At 44.7% G+C, this 19482-nt stretch carries 11 protein-coding genes; 3 read left to right on the top strand and 8 right to left on the bottom strand.

All coding sequences use genetic code 11. The features are described 5' to 3' along the window. Positions 1-710: 710 nt before the first annotated feature. Together CLV51_RS21415 and CLV51_RS21410 are read left to right on the top strand one after the other, a co-directional pair. Positions 711-2648 (top strand): thiamine pyrophosphate-binding protein, encoded by a 1938-nt coding sequence (locus CLV51_RS21415; RefSeq protein WP_106530137.1) that lies wholly within the window; start codon positions 711-713, stop codon positions 2646-2648. Between the two features lie 35 nt (positions 2649-2683). After that, positions 2684-4303, top strand: a complete 1620-nt coding sequence (locus CLV51_RS21410) for a flavin monoamine oxidase family protein (RefSeq protein WP_106530136.1) — start codon at positions 2684-2686, stop codon at positions 4301-4303. Between the two features lie 105 nt (positions 4304-4408). Here the strand turns inward: CLV51_RS21410 and CLV51_RS21405 are convergent, their stop codons facing one another. The 3 genes from CLV51_RS21405 to CLV51_RS21395 all read right to left on the bottom strand — a co-directional run bounded on the left by CLV51_RS21405 (position 4409) and on the right by CLV51_RS21395 (position 11792). Then, entirely contained in the window at positions 4409-6622 is a 2214-nt protein-coding gene (locus tag CLV51_RS21405) for a hypothetical protein (RefSeq protein ID WP_146151346.1), read from the bottom strand. 217 nt (positions 6623-6839) lie between these two features. Continuing rightward, positions 6840-8654, bottom strand: a complete 1815-nt coding sequence (locus CLV51_RS21400; RefSeq protein ID WP_106530134.1) for a RagB/SusD family nutrient uptake outer membrane protein — start codon at positions 8652-8654, stop codon at positions 6840-6842. 21 nt (positions 8655-8675) lie between these two features. Beyond that, a complete protein-coding gene (locus CLV51_RS21395; protein ID WP_158267098.1) occupies positions 8676-11792 on the bottom strand; it encodes a SusC/RagA family TonB-linked outer membrane protein in 3117 nt (1038 codons plus the stop codon). A gap of 326 nt (positions 11793-12118) precedes the next feature. On the opposite strand from CLV51_RS21395, the gene CLV51_RS21390 reads away from it, so the two are divergent. Beyond that, a complete protein-coding gene (locus CLV51_RS21390; protein ID WP_158267097.1) occupies positions 12119-12892 on the top strand; it encodes an AraC family transcriptional regulator in 774 nt (257 codons plus the stop codon). Here CLV51_RS21390 and CLV51_RS21385 read toward each other — a convergent pair. The 5 genes from CLV51_RS21385 to CLV51_RS21365 form a co-directional block, all read right to left on the bottom strand. Then, positions 12882-13331 carry an L-rhamnose mutarotase gene (locus CLV51_RS21385; RefSeq protein ID WP_106530131.1) on the bottom strand — a complete coding sequence of 150 codons (450 nt, stop codon included), beginning with the start codon at positions 13329-13331 and terminating at the stop codon, positions 12882-12884. The two genes, CLV51_RS21390 and CLV51_RS21385, sit on opposite strands and share 11 nt — an antisense overlap. Before the next feature lie 6 nt (positions 13332-13337). Then, complete coding sequence (locus tag CLV51_RS21380) at positions 13338-14897, bottom strand: SLC5 family protein (protein WP_146151345.1); 1560 nt, start codon at positions 14895-14897, stop codon at positions 13338-13340. 16 nt (positions 14898-14913) lie between these two features. Beyond that, entirely contained in the window at positions 14914-16086 is a 1173-nt protein-coding gene (locus CLV51_RS21375; RefSeq protein WP_106530129.1) for an enolase C-terminal domain-like protein, read from the bottom strand. Between the two features lie 11 nt (positions 16087-16097). Further along, positions 16098-16979, bottom strand: a complete 882-nt coding sequence (locus CLV51_RS21370) for an aldo/keto reductase (RefSeq protein ID WP_158267096.1) — start codon at positions 16977-16979, stop codon at positions 16098-16100. A gap of 99 nt (positions 16980-17078) precedes the next feature. Beyond that, the gene (locus tag CLV51_RS21365) at positions 17079-19292 is read right to left on the bottom strand and encodes a hypothetical protein (protein ID WP_106530127.1); all 2214 of its coding nucleotides are present in this window, start codon (positions 19290-19292) and stop codon (positions 17079-17081) included. Positions 19293-19482 lie beyond the last annotated feature (190 nt).

Here is a 19482-nt window from a genome sequence, read left to right as displayed (position 1 = left end):
CCTCTAAAATTAGTATGCAAAAGTAGTAAGATTCGCCGAGATGGCACAAGCTTTATTTTCATCCAGTATTGCTATAATGCTAATAAGCACGCATTATTATGATGAATCCAAATGAAATTAATTGGAACAATTACGCTATGCAATAATTTCCTATGCTACGAAAATCGAATTTTTTTTACTGAATTTAATAATCTATCAATGCTTATCTTTATAGCCTATAAAATCTAATTTTTTATTAGCTGACTCACTACTTCTAACAAGCTAAAATTCATATCTCCTTAAAACAGCTCCCAACTTATATTTTCATAATACTTAAGCCTGATAATATTATTTTAACCAATAGATCTGATTTCTGACATTGTGCTAACCTTGTAGTAAGAATATTTGGTAATATAGTACCAGGTGATGCCTGTTAATTCATAGTGATTCCTACTACCCGTATGGGCGACATGTGACTGTTATCGTTGTCGGGTCTGCCAAAAAAAATTTGGCTAATTACTGAAATGATACTTATATTAGCAATCAAATTTATATCGGACTCCTAACTTTCATGTTTGAATGCACAAAGCTGTTTATCAATCCGGTATATTCAGCATTTCCCAATTATTATCCTGACGGTAAATACATCTCAAAATAACATTCGCGATCACTCAAAATAACAAGCTACAAATCACTATGTAATTTAACACTTACCCTAATCATTTCCTGTTATGACAAAGTTATTATCCAACCCTACGCGATGGACGCGGGACTACGTGTTCGACATCCTCAAAGACCTCGGTATTCATTACATTTTTGGTGTGCCCGGCACCAATGAAATACCCATTATTGACGGCGCCAGCTATGAAGCCAATGGCGTAAAATACATTGAATGCCTGCATGAAAACATTGCTATCGGTGCAGCCATGGGGTCGGCCCGCATGACCGGTAAACCCGGTGTACTGGTAGTGCATGTTACCCCCGGCATTGCACATAGCATCGGCAACCTGTTCAATGCCTGGCGCTCAGAAACGCCCCTGGTTATACTTTGCTGCCAGCAGCAAAATGAATTGATCACCCAGGAACCATTACTGGCATCCAACCTGACAGATTTGGCGAAACAGTATACCAAATGGGCACACGAAGTACGCACCCCATCCGAAATTCCACTGGTATTACAGCGGGCATTTAAAGAAGCAATGGCTCCTCCTAATGGCCCCGTGTTTGTTTCCATACCCTGGGACTTTACCATGGTGGCCATTGGCGATACAGATAAAGTAAAGGGCGTTACCCGTATCTCCCCTCATTTCACCGGCGATGATGCTACTATCCGACAGGCTGCCAACCTGCTGGCTGCTGCCAAAAAACCTGTGATCGTAGCCGGAGATGCAGTTGGTTATGCAGACGCGTGGAGTGAGTTGCAGGAACTTGCTGAACTACTCGGTGCACCTGTTGTATTACAAACCTTCAGTAGCGTAGCCAACTTCCCCAACAACGATTATCACTGGCAGGGAGAATTACCGGGCAGTCAGGCTGCCATACAGGAGGTGTTCAAAAAACATGATGTAGCATTTCTGATAGGCTTTGGCGCACAGGCGCAGCTGGCCGTATTCAAATACGCAGACGGGCCGCTGTTTCCCGACAGCCTGAAACAGATATACCTCACCAATAACACCTGGGACATCGCTAAAAACTATTACGGTGAAGCTGCCATTTTCGGAGACGTAAAAATGACGTTGCCCATCCTGAATAAGTACATAAAAGCAAAGCCGCCAACAGGAGCCGCCGACAGGAACTTAGCAATGCAGGAGATGGCTGATGATCGTGCCCAAAAATGGGAGGCGTACCTGCAAGAGGCTATGCAGCAGGAAAAAATATGGACTGTAGTCATTGCTAAAGCCCTGAAAGATGCGATAGAGCAACGTAAACTGACCGATAAGTATGTATATGTACATGAAGCTGTTTCCGATGGCGCCCCTTTGCAGTATTACCTGCCATTAGGTACCACCGGCGCCAAGCCTGTCAGTTATTATTGTGTGGCCGGCGGCTCACTCGGTTGGTCGATGCCAGCATCTCTGGGAATAAAGCTGGAAGAAAAAGCAGCACAGGGCATCAGCACACGGCTGGTGATCAATGCCGTGGGAGATGGCTCTGCCCTCTTCTATCCGCAGGTATGGTGGACAGCAGCCCACGAACAATTACCTATTCTCTACATTATCACCAACAATCAGGAATACCATACGCTGCAACTGGGATTGCAACAGGTAGTAGCCGCCTATGGATCTGCTCCCGGATATGGATGGCACCCCAAAACCATGGATCCCGGTTATCTTCGACTGGAAAGACCCCATATCGATTATGTAAATCTTGCCAAAGGATTTGGTGTTAATGCCGGAGAACAGGTCAATACGCCCGGTGATGTAAAAGCCGCTATTGAAAAAGGCATAGACCATGTACTGAACAATAAAACATCCTACATCCTGGATATGCGCATTGCGCAGGATACACCGCAAGCGCCTACCGTTCAGGCTAAGGTAAGTGAGCCAGCTATCACCCGGCATTATATGCTACAACCGGTACTGGATATTTTCCATAGCAATGGAGTTGCAGATCACGCAGCAGAAGCAGGGACTATTCATATTCCCGCTAACATGCCTGCCATTTTCTAATACCAAAACCATCTATAAACCCAAAAATAAATTTTATGACAAATGCGCAAATCGATATCGCTATCATTGGCGGTGGGGTTTCCGGAGTATACACTGCCTGGAAACTGAAAGAAAAATATGGCGACAAGAAAAAGATTGCCCTCTTCGAAGGCTCCGGTCATATTGGTGGCCGTTTGCTTTCCGTAAGGCCACCAGGCATTGATAACATGGTAGCAGAACTCGGCGGTATGCGGGTGCTGGAAAATGTGCAGGAAAGGGTGATGGCGCTGATAGAAGAACTAAACAAAAAGCTACCGGAAGCAGAAAAAATCTCTTTATTTGATTTCCCGGTAGATGAAGACCAGAACATTGCTTACCTGCGGGGTATCCATCTCCGGCTCTCCGACTTCGTAAAAGATCCGGCTAAAGTGCCCTACCGTCTTTCCAAAGAAGAATATGGCAAAGGTCCGGGCGCCATCATCGTAGCAGCCATCGAAATAGTGGTGCCCGGCATCGCTGAGGCTACCGATGAGGAGCGTCGTGAAATGGTTAAAAAGGCCACCTATGAAGGAGTTCCACTCTACCAGTGGGGTTTCTGGAACCTGTTATACCGGGTGGTAAGCAGTGAAGGCTACCAGTTCAGCTTAGATGCCGGTGGTTACGACACCACCCTCGTAAACTGGAATGCAGCAGATGCTATTCCCTGGTTCTTATCGGATTTTGGTATCACACCCCGCTACATGGGCTTCACCAACGGTTTCCAACAGGTGCCTATTACACTAGGGAAATTTTTTGAAGAGCTGGGTGGCACCATTTCTTTAAATAAAAAGCTGGAACGTTTCGAATGGAAAAACGGCTTCTTTGAGCTCATATTCAACAATGAAACCATCACTGCCGGTCAGCTGATCCTGGCTATGCCCCGTCGCTCCCTGGAGCTGCTGGCCCCCCAAAGCCCTAAGCTGCAGGAGATCAATTCGCTGATCAACACTGTAACCGGTCGTCCCCTGTTCAAACTGTTCACTACCTATGATGAACCCTGGTGGAGAAAAATAGGCGGCACACCACCAATTGAAACCGGTCGCACGGTAACGGATATACCAGTCAGGCAAACCTACTACTGGCCTAAAGATGACGGAAATCCGCCAACAGAAGGAAAATCCATGTTACTGGCCAGTTATGATGACGGGAACAACACTGGCTTCTGGGATGGCCTCAGACCGAAACGCAGCCTGGCCTGGAAACTGGGCAGATCAAAAACGATTATAGATGCTTTCCGCGGTGCAGATGATAAACTTGCTATAAAAACAGCAACAGGGGAATATCGCCTCAATCAGCAATGGAGTGATTACGTTGCACCCATACGGATGGTAGAAGAAATATCCCGGCAGCTTAGCCAGGTACACGATATCAAAGCTACGCCGGAAGTAAAAAGCGCTGCCTTCCGCGATTGGGGGGAAGACCCCTTTGGTGGTGGCTGGAACAGCTGGAACATAGGTGTTAAAAGCTGGGAGGTAAGGGATAAAATTGTACATCCCATTACCGACTGTCCGCTGTTCATCTGCGGAGAAGCCTATTCTGATGCCCAGGGTTGGGTAGAAGGCGCACTGCAGACAGCAGATATTATGCTTAAACGTTTATTACCGGAACATAAGCCACTGGAATATGCATTCCGGTAGGGAAAAGTTAAAAAGAACTTTAAGGGCTGGTCTTTTTAGACCAGCTCTTTTTTCTCTATAAAACAATCTTCTCTAAGCAGACATTGCAATGCAAGCTGCCGGGATTCACCATTTGATATCTTTTCCTGAAATATGCACCCTGATCTTACCACCAGCTTTCACCGGTACTTTTGGCCAACGGAGAAAGGCAGTATAACCCAGGGGATGCTTTGCCTCCAGAGTAGTTTCCGACATAACGGCTACACTGGCATCATAGGCTGTTGGATTGTGTAACTCCATCACCAGTTCCCTATTATCTTTTTTAATGATTGTTACCTTCACGTGGTCAAAAACATAACATTTTGCTTTGTCGCTGATCACATAAATACCCGGCAGTTCAAGTGCCATCAGCATTCCGTTGGTTTCTGTCCAGGAGTTACGGGTATGTATAAAATTTCCAATGCTCTCCTTCCCTTCCGCATCGCTTGGCTGAATACGTTCCATGGAAGAACCCACCAGGTAATTGCTGGTAATATGCCCGGGCATATTAACCGCCTCTGTGTGCGCATGTTGGATATCCCTGATCAAATCGGCATATAATGATTTTCCGGTAGCTCTGAACAGCTTAAAAAGATAATCGCCGGAGGAGGTGCAGATACCCGGTGCCGCATGTTTGTTCTGTATGCTGGCCCAAACGGCTCCCGTCATATTGGATTGCAATTTTCCGATGGTGCTTGACGGAGGGAAAACCGGTGCATAAGACAGGGTCCAGGTAGCGCAAAGGGCTGCCTGCACTTCGGCCATCGACAACCACTTATGATCTCCTGTATAATTATACAATGCCATTAAAGACTCCAGGAACCCAAAGGCCGATTCTGAATTGGCATCCTGCGAAATATCCCCGCAATCGCCACCTGTGAGCCCCTGCCCTGCTACATCACGCTTGTAATAATAATCCGCAGCAGCTGCTGCTGTTTTTAACCAATCTGCCCTGTTAAAATAATTGGCTGCCAGGGCCAGGCCCGCCGGAGCAATCGCGCCCGCAGTGGAGTTAAACACCGCAATCTCGCCCGTTTCTGGCGCTATATACTGGCCAAACTGACCATTTTTTTGCCATGTTTTTACAAAAGCAGTTGCCAGTCCTTTAGCTGCTTCTTCCCAGTCCTTATTAATCATCGCAGCATGTCCACTTTCCTTAAACAACAGGAGATGTTTCATCAACCAAAACAATACATCCGCGTTTTTCCTCACCATTGCCTGAATTTCCGGGAAATCGTGCGACATCTTCTCTCCTATAATTTCTCCGTTTGATTTGATACCTCCATAAAAATAACCGCTTTTACCCTGTAATCTGCGCACCACAAAATCGAGTTCTTCGCTCACCCTTTTGCGTTCCTTCTCATCGTTCAGTGATAACATCGGATAGGTGTTGATCATGCCGCTAACCCATCCAAGCTGAAAATCGTTATTATTCTCCGGTTTATAATAATTGCCTGCCTGCTGTTGCGTAAAATTACTGCTGCATATTCCCGTTCCCAGTTCCAATAACCTGCTCATAGGTACCAGGTTCCGGGGAGCTGAATTATCGGAAATATCTTTCCGTATTTTGAAAAATTTTGTGAGCAAAGCCGGAATATCCGCCGCCTTAAACACATACAGCCGGAGGCGCAGCGATACTTCATCGCCAGCCTTCCAATCCGGTGCTTTATCACCGCTCAGATGAAAGTCGCCGAAACCAGTCGCCAGTTTACGGATAGCAGGTGCGGAGATGTCGAAAGAAAAATTGTCCTTATGGGTATCCTCCGTTATAGTAATCCCATTGTTTCCCCATTTCGTTTGCTGTTCTGTTAACAAGATAAAACCTGTTTGTTCAGCAGGAGAAAAAAAGCAAACAGCGGGAGTTGCCATATTACCTGTTTGCAATTCTACTAAAGAAGCCTTATCATTTTCTATAGATAAGCGGGGATTATTTGAGATCGTCAGCGGAACCTGGGGGTTATAATACATATCGTGTGGATATTCGGGATTATAACCATATCCTATCGAACGATAGCGGTTCCCGTTATAAAGCGAGGCAGGGACCAGCACATAATTGGCAGCACTCCAGTTGCTGAAGTCAAATTTAACAGCCACTGTTGCGGATGCCACCTGGCCTGCTGTCAGTCTGAAGGTAGCATTGACATCCACTACATCACTACTTTCTTTTACCGGGTTCACTTTCAGTGCCAGTTGCCAGGCTCCCGGAAGCTCTTTGGAGCGGAAGACGTTTTCTGACACCAGGTTGGTGCCATTATATTGTCTTTGTAAAAAAGTAATGGATCCGCTTACCTGCTTCAACATCCTGTTCATTTCAGGATCGGAAAGCTGGGAAAAAGATTTTTTTGATGTGGTGACAATTATTAAAAACAATAAGAAAAAATTCGCTTTAATTCTACACATACTTTCTATTTAATACAGTTGCGGCGGGCAGAAAACCTAACGCCATCATGCTAATGGGATATACCGGAAAAATCTCCCGGTATATCCCGTTCATTCAGAAAAAAATCTCCACCCGTAGTTACTGAAGCGGATCGAAACTACCGCCCCATTCGTTGTTTTGTTGCAATACATTTTTTGATTGTGAAATCTGCGCAGGCGGAATCGCATAAAACCAGTGATTCAGATCCAGGCTAAATTTGAACGCCGGATCACCATCCAGGTTATCAATATAATTTGCGGTGAACTTAGCCCTTACAGCGGCTGTCATGATATTATCCGAAGGAGTCACCATTTGACCATCCTGCAGCGTAATATACAATCCATGACGCGTACCCTGGTTATTAAGTATATCATAGCGTTTCCAGCGACGCAGATCATTAAAACGTTTGTCTTCAAAAGCGAATTCCACCTGGCGTTCCGCGATATAAGCCTCGCGGATCTCACTCTGTGAGGACGCTGTGATGCCATAGGCATTGCTTTCTCCCGGAAGTACGCCGGCCCGTTGCCTGATATTCTTCAGCACCTGCAGGGCTTCTCCACTCTTTCCGGTTTCGTTGGCGCACTCTCCATAGTTCATCAGCACTTCCGCAAAACGGATCTCCGGCCAGTCAGTCTGTGCCTGTCCTCCCAATCCGGCAGTCACCGTAGTATCCAGTCCTTTACGGTCAAAAAAACCGGTAAGACCCGGATTGCCCGGCATTGCCGGATGGATAACATTTAAAATATTCACATAGCGGTTGCCGGCAGCATCATACCTCCAAACGTTCCAGAAACTGTTACCCTTGATATAAACCGGCGCCACTTCATCAGGAGCAGGATATGGTGTACCTCCGCAAAAAATGGTGGCATAAAACCGATCATCGCGGTTGGTATAAAAATCTGTCAGGAACTGGCTATTGTAAACAGGATCGGAAAGCTGCTCTTTATTTAAGCGCATCGCCGAACCATCCCGTTTTGGAAATGCCAGCAGTAACGATAGCAAAGGCTGGTTATTATTTGACGCGTCTTTGGTAAGTGGTTCAGGACGGATCGAATTAAAGTTATTAGGATGGTTAGGATATTGAAACTGGTTCACCATAATTACTTCGTTGTTCCTTTCCTTATACCAGATATTCAGGTAAGACGGACTTAAAGCACAGCCCTGGCTCACCGCAAAATCAACCGCAGCTTTATTGGCATCGTAAGCCGCCTGCCAACGGGCGGCATTACCGGCTGGATTAAAAAGCGGGCTTGCGTAGCTCAGTAATACCCTGCCTTTAAAAGCCATGGCAGCTATTTTGGTGATCCTACCATAATCTGCATTTGCATTAGGATACGCTGCAGGCAAAAGCAGGATGGCGCTATCAAGATCCTTTACAATCTGCGCGATGCATTCAGAAGTCTTATTGCGTGGAACAAACAGCGCATCCACCTTGTCAACTACCTGGGTATGCAATATCAGTGGCACACCTCCCAGATTGTTTACCATTCCCCAATAAGCCCATGCTCTCCAGAATTTAGCTTCTCCGGCAAACTGTTTACTTTTACTTTCCGATAGTATAGTTCCGGGTAAGGTTTCCAGCTTGTCGAGAAAGAAATTAATTTTGTCTATGTTAGTGTAATTGAGACCGGCATTAGTCGTTGATACCGCAATAATACCCCTTGAATAATCGGGCATTCCTTTGGCATTTGAAATGCCTTCATCAGTATTTACACCTGAAACCGGCCATCCTGGCATCATTCCGCCATAGATATCGCTTAAAAAAGCACCTATCATGGTAGAATCACTCCATACATTATTTGGATTCAGGTTATTCTGGTTTGCATAGTCCAGCCCTTTTTTACACGATGTCGCGCCGGTGATGACTGCGATCCCCAAAATAAAGGGCGTCAAAATTCTTTTATATAATTGCATAGTTGACAAAAATTAGTTTGTTTAGAGAGATACGTTCACACCGAAGTTGAATGTTTTCATGATAGGGAATGAAAACCCATCGCCGATTTCAGGATCGTAGAATTTCTGTTTGAATTTACTGATCACAAAAAGATTGGATCCGCTGAAATAAAATTTCAAACCAGACAACCCTGCTTTTGAAACATATTTTTGAGGAATGGAATAGGCGATACTCAGGAATCGTAATCTCAGGAAATTGGCGTTCTGCAACCAGAAAGTACTTTGATCATTTGTCACCCTTCTGGTACCATCATTGGCAGAATAGCGAATCGGCAGGGAACCATTGGTATTGTTCGGCGTCCAGCCATCAGTATACCATTTGCGCCACATACGATTCCATTCCACATTACCATCCACCAGGTTATTTACAAATCTCCACTGGTGCAGGCGACCGCTAAATGTTGCATCCAATGAAAATCCTTTCCATTCAAAACCCATATTTAACCCAAGCAATAATGGATTGTTGTTGGCTTTAACCGTTACGATATCCCAGTCGTCAATTTTCCCATCCGGTTTTCCATCGGGGCCACTGATATCCTGGTAAACCAGCTGGCCGGCTTGTGGTGCGATGCCATAATAGTTGTAATTAGGGTGAGCCGCCACAAATGCATCCACATCAGCCTGCGTTCTCAGCATACCTGTAGCAATACGGGAAGTGATCCGGGTCATGTCCGTTCCCACTTGTTGCTGATAAGGATAAGTTGGGTTCTCATCTCTTATTATATATTTCGCGCCGCCGTATGATGCGTTGGCATTAATATGATAATCGATATCTCTGTATTTGTTACGATAGCCTACAGTAAATTCAAGTCCCCGGGCATTTATCTGGCCGTAGTTTGAACTGGGAAGTTTGCGGCTGAAAGTGGGCGGTACTGACGCGTTTCTTGCTCCCAGAATATCATAGGTTTTTACAAAATAATATTCTGCGGTGGCATTGAAATGTTTCAGGAATTCTACATCCACCCCTGCATTATAACTAAGTGTTTTTTCCCATGTCAGGTGCTCGTTTACAATTGGACCATAGGTAATCCCTGCGTTGGTGAGCGGATTGGTTCCAAAATATGCACCGGATCCGGATTGGTACGACTGCTGCCATTGCCATCCACCTACCGCATCATTTCCGGTAAGCCCTGCAGAAGCTCTTATCTTCAAAAAATCAATGCTATGCAATTGCTCAAAAAATGATTCTTTTGATAATATCCAACCTACCGAACCAGAAGGAAAAAAGCCCCAGCGATTATCATACGCAAAGTTCATTGATCCATCATATCTGTAGGAAAAATTGGCAAGGTACTTTCCATCATAGTCATAAAACAACTGACCCACCCAGGATCTTCTGCCTGTTTTTTGTGTGGTATTACCCCCGTTATAGGAATCGATCCTGTCGTTACTGGTCGCCCACCATTGGTCAGTTGTGTAAACCGGGAAATTATCACGTGCTGACTGGATACCACCAGACTGGTTTTCGTATTGCTCATATACCATCGTACCTTTTACATGGTGCACACCACCGAATGTACTGTCATAGTTCAGTTGAAAATTCAACTGCGACATGTTAAACCAGTTATAATCTTCCTCCAGGAATGTTTTTGATATCTGGGATGACTTCTTCAACGTCACCAAATCAGCATCTTTGGTACTTATTTGCCGCACACCTGTCGTCTTCATTACCCACATATTATACTGTTTCTCAAAAGACTTAGAACGGAACATGTAATACGACTTACCAAACTGTGTGGATGCGCTGAGTCCTTCTATGCCTGGTATCTTATAGGTAAGTTTAAGATTCAGCGCAGGGTACAGGAAATTGGATTTAATATAACCACCATCACCTCTTACTTCAGCTCCTACGTTTCCTATCCAGCCGTAATCGATCGGGTTACCGCCATCTGTCCAGATAGGTTGTTCCGGCTGCCAGAGCATCTCTTTTCTATAAATGTCACTAACGTTGCCACCAACGGAGGTGCTTGGTGGCCCGTCGGAAACATTATTATTTAAGGAAAGACCTGCGAAAAGTTGCCATCTGTTTGTAATATCGGCGGTAACATTTGCGCGGATATTGTATTTATTAAATGTGAGGTTCTTTAACATGGCGTCTTGTTTCACGTAGGAGCCACCTATATAGTAACGGACTTTTTCACTGCCTCCGGATGCACTGAGATTATGTGCCTGTGTGGAAGGATCGCGCCATACAGCGTCTAACTGATTGTATCCCCAGCCATTGTTGATCTTTTTGAAATAGTCAAAGTCGGATGGTGTCCAGATAGAATTTGAATTAGGGTTAATGCGGTTATAGATTTCGCCCGTTTCAACAGCGCTGGTGAGCGAAGCATTTCCACCGCGCTTGTCTACACCCGTATTGAATGAATAACTGATCCGGGGAATACCGTTTTTGCCCTGGCGTGTGGTTACCACTACCACACCGCCGGCAGCTCTTGATCCGTAAACAGCTGCTGCTGCCGCGTCTTTCAGCACGGATACATTATCGATATCATTTGGACTAAGATTATTAAAATCGCTGGCGGTACTGATAATTCCATCGATCACAAAGAGTGCATCCTGTTTGTTCCATGAACTTCCGGTGCGGATCGTGATACTTGCCTGACTGCCCGGTATGCCGGAAGGGGTTCCTACACTTACACCTGCCATCTGTCCTGCCAGCAAATTAGCCGGGGATGTGGTAGGCGCATTTCTTCGGTTATCATCCATTTTCATGGTGGCTATTGAGCCGGTAACCAATTTACGTGATTGCGTGCTATACCCCACCACTACCAGGTCTTTCAGGTCCGTGGTGGAAGTCGCCATTTTAATTGTCAACTGCGGGGAACTGGCCACAACAAAGGTGGTTTGAAAACCCGTCATGGTAACTTTCAATTTGCTGCCCAGCGGTACGTTCAGTTCAAACGCCCCATCTTTGCTGGTAGCGGTTCCAATCTTCATATCCCCGTTCAGGCTCACTGTGGCTCCTGGTAAGGGAACGCCTGTGGAATCTGTGATAACACCTTTTACGGTAATTTTGCTTTGTGAGTAAATGTGCGTGGAATAAAGGACAAAATTCAATAACGTGAGTGTCCATAACATCAATTTAGATCGGTTCATAAAATGAATTGTATAGGTGGTAAATTGTGGAATACTGACTCTAATCCGGCTCATGATATCTCTTGCCGGATATAAAGATCTGATTCCCCTTACCGGAACACAACCCTTAATTTGACCATTATGGATGCTATTTTTGCAGTAGTAAGTTTCTACCGGATTTTATTATCTTTGAATTGCCTGTAACACAGAACCAGACCTACAAGTTCATGCAATATATATACGAGAATTTTACATTTCCACCGGACCAATCATTTACTGTGAGGTCAGAGATTCTTGAAATAAAAAAGTATACCGCCCTAAAATCGCACGTTAATTTTGAAATTGCATTGCTTGAAAACTGCAGTGGTAAAAGATTTATCGGAGATCATATCGAAGATTTTGACGGACCTGAGCTGGTGTTGCTGGGCAGTTACCTTCCACATTGCTGGCAGTATTATAAGGCAGTTGATCCGCTTATACCTACGCAGGCGGTAGTCATACATTTCTTTCCCGATTTCCTTGGAAAGGAACTACTTGAAAAACCTGAGGCAAGGCAGTTGAATCTACTTTTCGGGAAAGCGGCAAAAGGCGTGTTATTTACGGGCAGCACGCTCCGCGATGCAAAAATGATCATGCATCAGATGCTTTATGTGTCGGGCTTAACCAGGGTGGCGCTGATGATCCGGTTACTGGATATCCTCGCGCAATCTGAATCATCGGGCGTGTTATCATCTCCCTACTACAACACTATTGAAAGTTCCGGTGAAGCAAAAAAAATCAATAAGGTATTCGATTATATTTTTCAACATTTCAAAGATGACATCGTGCTTCAGGATGTTGCAGACCTTATCCCCATGTCGTCTGCAGCTTTCTGTCGTTTTTTTAAACGTAGTACCAACCGTACATTAATCGACTTTGTGAAGGAAGTGCGTATAGGTCATTCCGCCAAACTTTTGCTGGAAGGACATCATAATGTGGCAGAGGCCTGCTATAATAGTGGATATAATAATATCTCGAATTTTAATAAACACTTCAAGGAAATCAAAGGACTATCTCCCAGGGATTTTCTCAGGCAGTATGAAGACAAGGAAAAAAAAGCAGCCAATGCAATCAATCTTTGATAAAGTGGTAAAAAGGTTTCGCTTCCACCCATTTTTCGTTCTGTTGAACGCCGGGTACGCCGGTTTGATAACCATCCATTAACCTGTTCCATTCCGCACAACGTTTATCATAGGATTCAGCCGTTCTTCCCATTTGCCCCAGATCCGCTCCGGCCGGCACTGTGATTGTCATTACAAGCAGGTATTCATACCGGTAAAGCACTATTTTCCGGTAGCCCGCTTTTTTAAAACCGGCTTCCACCTCCGGCCATATATGTTGATGATAAGCGAGGTACTCTTTCAGTTTCTGCGGATCATGTACGATATTCACAACAAATACATGCTCTTGCAAGTCTGCATTTTTATCCACTTCTTTTTTATGTGCATTACATGCAGCGAATATAACAACTGCAGCCATCAGTAAAATGCGATGCAAAGTTGAGAGATGTATTTTATTCATGACGCTTCAATTTAATACAATATAGATCATCACCATTACTAAAGCCAGTACGCCCCAACCTGCCCATAGCCATTTATCCATTACGGGTTTGCCATTATCCGGAAAAATAAATGACAAACGTTCCTTTTCAGGCACCTTAAAAATAACGGTTATCAACGCCATTAAAATTACGAGGCATACAAAAATATAAATGGAGAGCAAAAGAAAGTGCGGCCAGAATCCTTTATACGGATAATTCAATACATAACAAACACCCATCAACAGGCAGAGAAACCCTCCTCCAAACAATACTGCTTCTGCCGCAATCCGGTGCGTACGTTTCCAGAATACACCACCTAAGAAAACAACCGACAACGGCGGCGCCAATATAGACACGAGCCCTTGTGTTAATTCAAACAAACTTTTATCTGAATAAGAAAATAATACCGCGATGCCTACTCCCAAAAGCGCGCCGATAGCAGTCATCCACCTGCCTACTCTTATTTTATCTTCCGCTTTTAAAGACACAAATTGCGTCACCACATCCAATGTAAAAACAGTGCTGAATGAGTTGAGCCCCGAAGATACCGTATCAATAAGTGAAGCCACCAGTGCTGCTATGCAAAGTCCGCGGAGCCCCTCCGGCATCAGGTTCTTTACCAGTGTGATGTAGGAATTATCGGGCGAGGTACTATCTCTATATAATAAAAAACAAATAATTCCCGGCAGCACAAAAATAAATGGTGTAATCACTTTGAGCGCTGCCAGAAAAAGAATGCCGCGTTGTCCTTCTTTGATGGTCTTTGCCGCCAAAACCTTCTGTACGATTGTTTGATCTGCGCACCAATAATAAACAGCTACAACAGGATAACCGGCTACAATAGCCAGCCAGGAGTATTCAGGATCAGACCTTACATGAAACAGCTTCCAATAGTCGGGAGAAGCTGCATTGGCAACACCTTCCATATGGCCAATTTTTCCAATAGCCAGCAACGTTAGTATAAGAGAGGAAATAATAATGATCAATGATTGAAAAACGCCGGTTCTCACCACCGCTTTTAAGCCGCCAATGGCTGTATAGCTGGTAGAAATGAGGGCTACGAGTACAACTGCTTCCAACAGCGAACATTGGAAAATCTCCGATATTACAAGTCCGCCTGCATACAGTGCGCTGCCAAGCCATACAAACAATATAGAGACCAGGCTGTAAACTACCAGGAAATTGTAAGACCTGCGGCCATAACGCAAAAGCAGGAATTGCGGAATAGTACTGATCCCTGATGAAATATAACGTGGAATAAAAAATGCAGACAGCAACATCAGAAATATCCATGCCAGCCACTCGAAATTGCCGCCCACCACACCTTGTGAAAAACCAAGACTGGATAAGCCTATCAACATCATAGGGCCTACATTGGTACTGAACATGGAGAAGCCAATTTGCCACCACTTCAAAGAGCGCCCGCCTAAAAAAATATCTCCCCCCGATTGTAACCGGCGGGATTTAAGGTAAAAACCAAAGAGGAATAAAGCTATTACATATACAAAGAGGACGAGATAATCAATTCCAGTTAATGTTATCTTCACAAAAAAAACTTAAGGATCACAAAGATACGATAGGCTTATATTCGCTGACGTTCTTTTTATTCCATATCCGCTTCCTGATCAGTTTACCGGTATCTTCACAGTTGCTCCAACTTACCCGAACAGGTAAGCCAGGCAGCTCGGGCAGAAAAAACTTCCCGTTTCTCCATTCCGGTTTAACATCGAAATACGTTTCCAGCCCCGACATAATTGAATACATATACTCCACCTCACATCGCTCAGACGAGGTGGTCATCAGCGAAGCCGTAAACAATGAATACCCCCCGGAGGAAAAATCAATGTTATGTTTTGCTGCCAGGTCCTTCACTGCCGTCCATTCTTTTACCCCGGCCAAATGGCCGGGTACTGGCTGTAAATGCGCTACGCCTATGTTTACCAGCGTAGGAAATACCTTCGCTGTCCGTTCAGATTCTCCAAAAGCAATTTTCATAGGCGTTTGTTTGCACAACGCTTCAATCTGATCAAAAGATGCCGAATGAGTAGGTTCCTCAAACCAGGCCAGGTTTTCCCCGGCTGTCTGATCTATGAATCTAAGCGCCTGGTCGCAGCTCCATATCTGGTTAGCATCTACGGCAAGCCTGATATCTTTTCCCAGCAGATTACGTACAAACTTTACCCGCTTTACATCCTCCGTCATGTTCATACCAAAATCCTTACCCACCTTCATCTTATAACAATCCACCCCTGCTGCGGTAAAATACGTTACTTCTTTCTCCAATTCCTCATAGCTATAGTTTGTTCCACCTCCGCTACCATATACCTTCACTTCATTCCGATGGGCGCCCATATATTTATGCAACGGGATACCAAGCCGCCTGGTAGCCAGATCGTGCAACGCCATATCCACCTGGCCCAACAGTGCTGAGGCAGGACCTCTGAAACCCTCGTTGCGAATAGACCAATATAATTTCGAATACAACTGGCCATAAGAAACATCATGGCAATACAATAAAAGAGGCAAAAGGCAAGCTTCCAGGATATTAGTGTAACTACTATAAACCGGCGCTTCTCCAATATTCCCGTTCTCATCTTCAATAGTAATCAGGGACATCCCAAAAGCAGGAAACGGTCCCATGGTGGCATCCTGCAATGGAGTAACTGCCTTTACCGGCGCTAACTCCCTTATCTGTATACTTTGAATATTAAATATTTCGTTGTCAATATTGCACATCGTAAGATCTTTTAACCATTACTGCAATTCAAAATTTCTTTCAGGATTGTTTCCGGTAATTTACCTTTATTAAAATTTTCAATACTGGCATCCAGTTCCAATTTATCTGATGGTCCGAGCACAATATTAAAATCATAAGGTAAAGACAAAAGGAACCTATGGGCCATGGCCGGCAAGGTGAGTTGATGCTTTGCTGCAATTTGTTCCAGACGCATGGCAATCTCCAACGTGGCTATGGGCAGCCATTCGGGGCGCATCTGTTTGAACGATCCAATACATCTTCCCAGCAGCCCCATATTTAAAGGGCTCGCAGCGTAATACTGTATGTTACGTGCTAAACAATAAGGCAACGAATCCTTGAGTGCTATTATATTTGAAGCATTGAGGCGATTAAACTCCATCACAACATCAAAAATCCCCGCATCCAACCAGGTCTTCATCCAGGAGGGCCAGTTGCCTCCCACGCCTAAACGCTTTGCCAGTCCCTGCTCTTTGAATTTTATCAACGTGGCAATTATCCGCTCCGCGTCTTCCTCCGGGATCACATGGGGATCGTGTAAAAACAGGATATCAAGACAGGAAGTACCAATAGTACGGAGACTATCTTCCACACTTTTTGCCATAGCCCTGTCTGTAAAATCATAATGACCCTGGTTTGCCGCATAGGATTTCAGGCGACCCACTTTGGAACTTATAACGGGCATGGCCCCACGCCATTGCCGTAACGCCTGTCCCAGATAAATTTCAGCATCTCCATAAGCCGGCGCAGTATCGATGGCAGCTATACCGGATTCCAGTGCAGATAAAATTGTCAATACAGATTGATGCGGATCAACCTTCCCCCAAACACCGCCCAAACCGGCAGTACCAAGTACCAAACGTTCGCTGACCATAACTAATACATAGTAATACCAGACAAAAATAAATAACCTTCGTAAGGTACAACACATCAATATTGACCAGCATCAATGTTATATTTACCCTGTAGACAATTATCTGGTTCCGCTGCGTTTCAATATTCTTGGTGTACCTAAAACACCATCCGGTGCTACCGGATAAAGCTTCCAGCTATTATCGTCCAGCTGCTCCAGATGATACCGGTTCTTTTCCTCCTGCATTTCCTTTTTCAATGTGTCGCCGAATGCACCTGCTATTTTTGCATTCTCCCAGGTCCGGAAGGCTTTGAATATAGCCTGCTTGTCTGATCTTTTTTCCATTGCATCCTGGCTCAGACCCAGCATATAGGTGGCATCCCAGGCAATGGATTTACACTGGAGATTTTCTATTACCTGTACGCTCCAATCACGCTGAATATTTTGTATACCAAAAGTGCAGGGGAAATAGCTACCGTTGAATGAATAACGCATGTCCTTTCCCTCAATACCCCATTTATTATTAACCGGGTCGAACATATTGTTACCACCACCCACATTGCATACGCTCATATAGTGCCAGTTTCCTTCAAAAACACAGGACCCCATAACTCTCAGGTAAGGCACTCCCAGTTTTTCAAGATGACCAAAAAGGCTTCGCAAAAAACGCTTAAAAGAGTATTGTCCATGTCCCTGGTAGGTAAAGCTTTCGAATCCATCAAAGTCGATAAAATTCATACCTCCGTCATGCAGCAGGTGGGCATAATATGCAGCATAATCGTCCTGTAAGGTGATATCCGGAATAAATCCTCCATAACAATTGACCTGGAGTTTGGCCAGCTGCTCTCCGGCATTATGCGATGCAGCATTGGTTTTTAAAGCGCCCCGTTCCACACCGGTAAGTGTATAGGGTTTTGTAGTGGTTACGCCTTTATACCTGATCAGCTCTTTTCCGATTTTCAACACATTCACCCGGTTGTCATCCCATCCGCCAAACTCATTCAAATAGCTTGTATCCATCACTTGAATCAGTGTATCATTTGCACCAATAGCCTTTGCAATACGGGTTTTCAATACCGTGCACAAACCATCGTTAGGCACAGGATGAACATCGCTGCTAAATGGCTGAACAAATTCGGTCAGCGTATGCAGGCCATAAGCAATTCCTTCTTTATTGGTTAAAGCCGTTAAATCACTGATGGGGCTTTTTTGATGATTGAGCATCACTTTTTTGTCCCCCCAGCGGTTTGCAGGATTAGTGTAATATTCTCCCATACCTTCATCCTGAACGGCTTTTAGCCCTAATTGACCGGCATAGGATACGAGACTGTCATGCGGACCTGACCAGGCTATATCTGTCTGATAATTGGAAGGATCTTTTACCCATTTTCCATTTCGGGTTACATAAGGTAAACCTTCATTTTTAACAATCTGCTCAATTACCCGGAGACCCAGTGAATCAGGACAGGCATAAAAAGCGATAGAAGAACCAATATAGTCCACGTCAACGGGGGTTAGCTCCATATGACGGGGCGACTTAACACCGGGAAAATCATTAAAATGCGGATAAAAGATGGTATACGGTTTCTTCCTGTCGCGGGAATGCAATACAATGGAAGAACCAAAAGCAGGTTCCAGGCTGGCGCCGTTGCCATTCAGATATCGGTAATACTCCTCCGGATGCGAATAAAATGCAACATCATTTATTCCATCTCCACCGATACGGAACCGTTGGCCTTCTTTGAGATTAGCCGGCAGTGGGTACTTCACCGAATCCGGCGAATGAATAATGTAGCATGACTGATACATATCGCCATTGCAGGGCGGGCCACTGGTAGTGTTATCGTCAATTGCCAAAATTCCAATGGCAAAATTATCACTCCTTACCACCGATAATATTTCACCGATGGTTTTAGAGATGTTGGTTTTATAAGGTCCCCATACAACATTATCAACTCCGTTCTTTGGTGACAGCGACAGCAGCTCAAAGCGCAGATAGTCGTTGTTCTGATCCACTTTTAATGTTGCAACAGCGCCGTTGGGATAAGACAGCTTTAGCTGCTTCCCCTGCAGCTTTGCGCCTGTCGGGTAAATATTCCGTCCGTTCTTTTCCAGCGCCAGCAACGGTGAGCTCAGTCCTTTCGGATTGTATTCTGTTGCCGTTTGTTTACCCCTGATACTGGTAATAAACCCGCTCTTATTGATAGCAATGGATGAATACCTGGTGGCCAGCGTAATGTACTGCGCACCTGCCTGCTTGTTAAAAGTCAGTAATGTACAAATGAATATCCCGGCGGCTAAACGCCTCCGGTTACAACCATTGCTTTTTTTCATTGTTCTGCTATTGATTAAATTTGTGAGCCTTGACAACTGCGCTGAAACAAGCGCGTTAATTTAATTATCGTAAAGCAAAGTTACTATAAGGCAACACATATAAACATCCGCTAATTTTGCATTCATCAATGTTTTTTTGCTCCTTTGCAGTCAGAAGCGATAAGGCCGCACTCAGAAAAATAACGTTATA

Origin of the sequence: Chitinophaga niastensis (assembly GCF_003014755.1) — a bacterium.
GTDB lineage: Bacteria > Bacteroidota > Bacteroidia > Chitinophagales > Chitinophagaceae > Chitinophaga > Chitinophaga niastensis.
The sequence above is the reverse complement of the archived record's forward strand: the minus strand, read 5'-3'. Positions and strand labels throughout refer to the sequence as shown.

Coding starts and splice junctions, on each gene's coding strand:
- CLV51_RS21415 (WP_106530137.1), top strand. CDS start 711: ATGACAAAGTTATTATCCAACCCTACGCGATGGACGCGGGACTACGTG.
- CLV51_RS21410 (WP_106530136.1), top strand. CDS start 2,684: ATGACAAATGCGCAAATCGATATCGCTATCATTGGCGGTGGGGTTTCC.
- CLV51_RS21405 (WP_146151346.1), bottom strand. CDS start 6,622: ATGTTGAAGCAGGTAAGCGGATCCATTACTTTTTTACAAAGACAATAT.
- CLV51_RS21400 (WP_106530134.1), bottom strand. CDS start 8,654: ATGCAATTATATAAAAGAATTTTGACGCCCTTTATTTTGGGGATCGCA.
- CLV51_RS21395 (WP_158267098.1), bottom strand. CDS start 11,792: ATGAACCGATCTAAATTGATGTTATGGACACTCACGTTATTGAATTTT.
- CLV51_RS21385 (WP_106530131.1), bottom strand. CDS start 13,331: ATGAATAAAATACATCTCTCAACTTTGCATCGCATTTTACTGATGGCT.
- CLV51_RS21375 (WP_106530129.1), bottom strand. CDS start 16,086: ATGTGCAATATTGACAACGAAATATTTAATATTCAAAGTATACAGATA.
- CLV51_RS21370 (WP_158267096.1), bottom strand. CDS start 16,979: ATGGTCAGCGAACGTTTGGTACTTGGTACTGCCGGTTTGGGCGGTGTT.
- CLV51_RS21365 (WP_106530127.1), bottom strand. CDS start 19,292: ATGAAAAAAAGCAATGGTTGTAACCGGAGGCGTTTAGCCGCCGGGATA.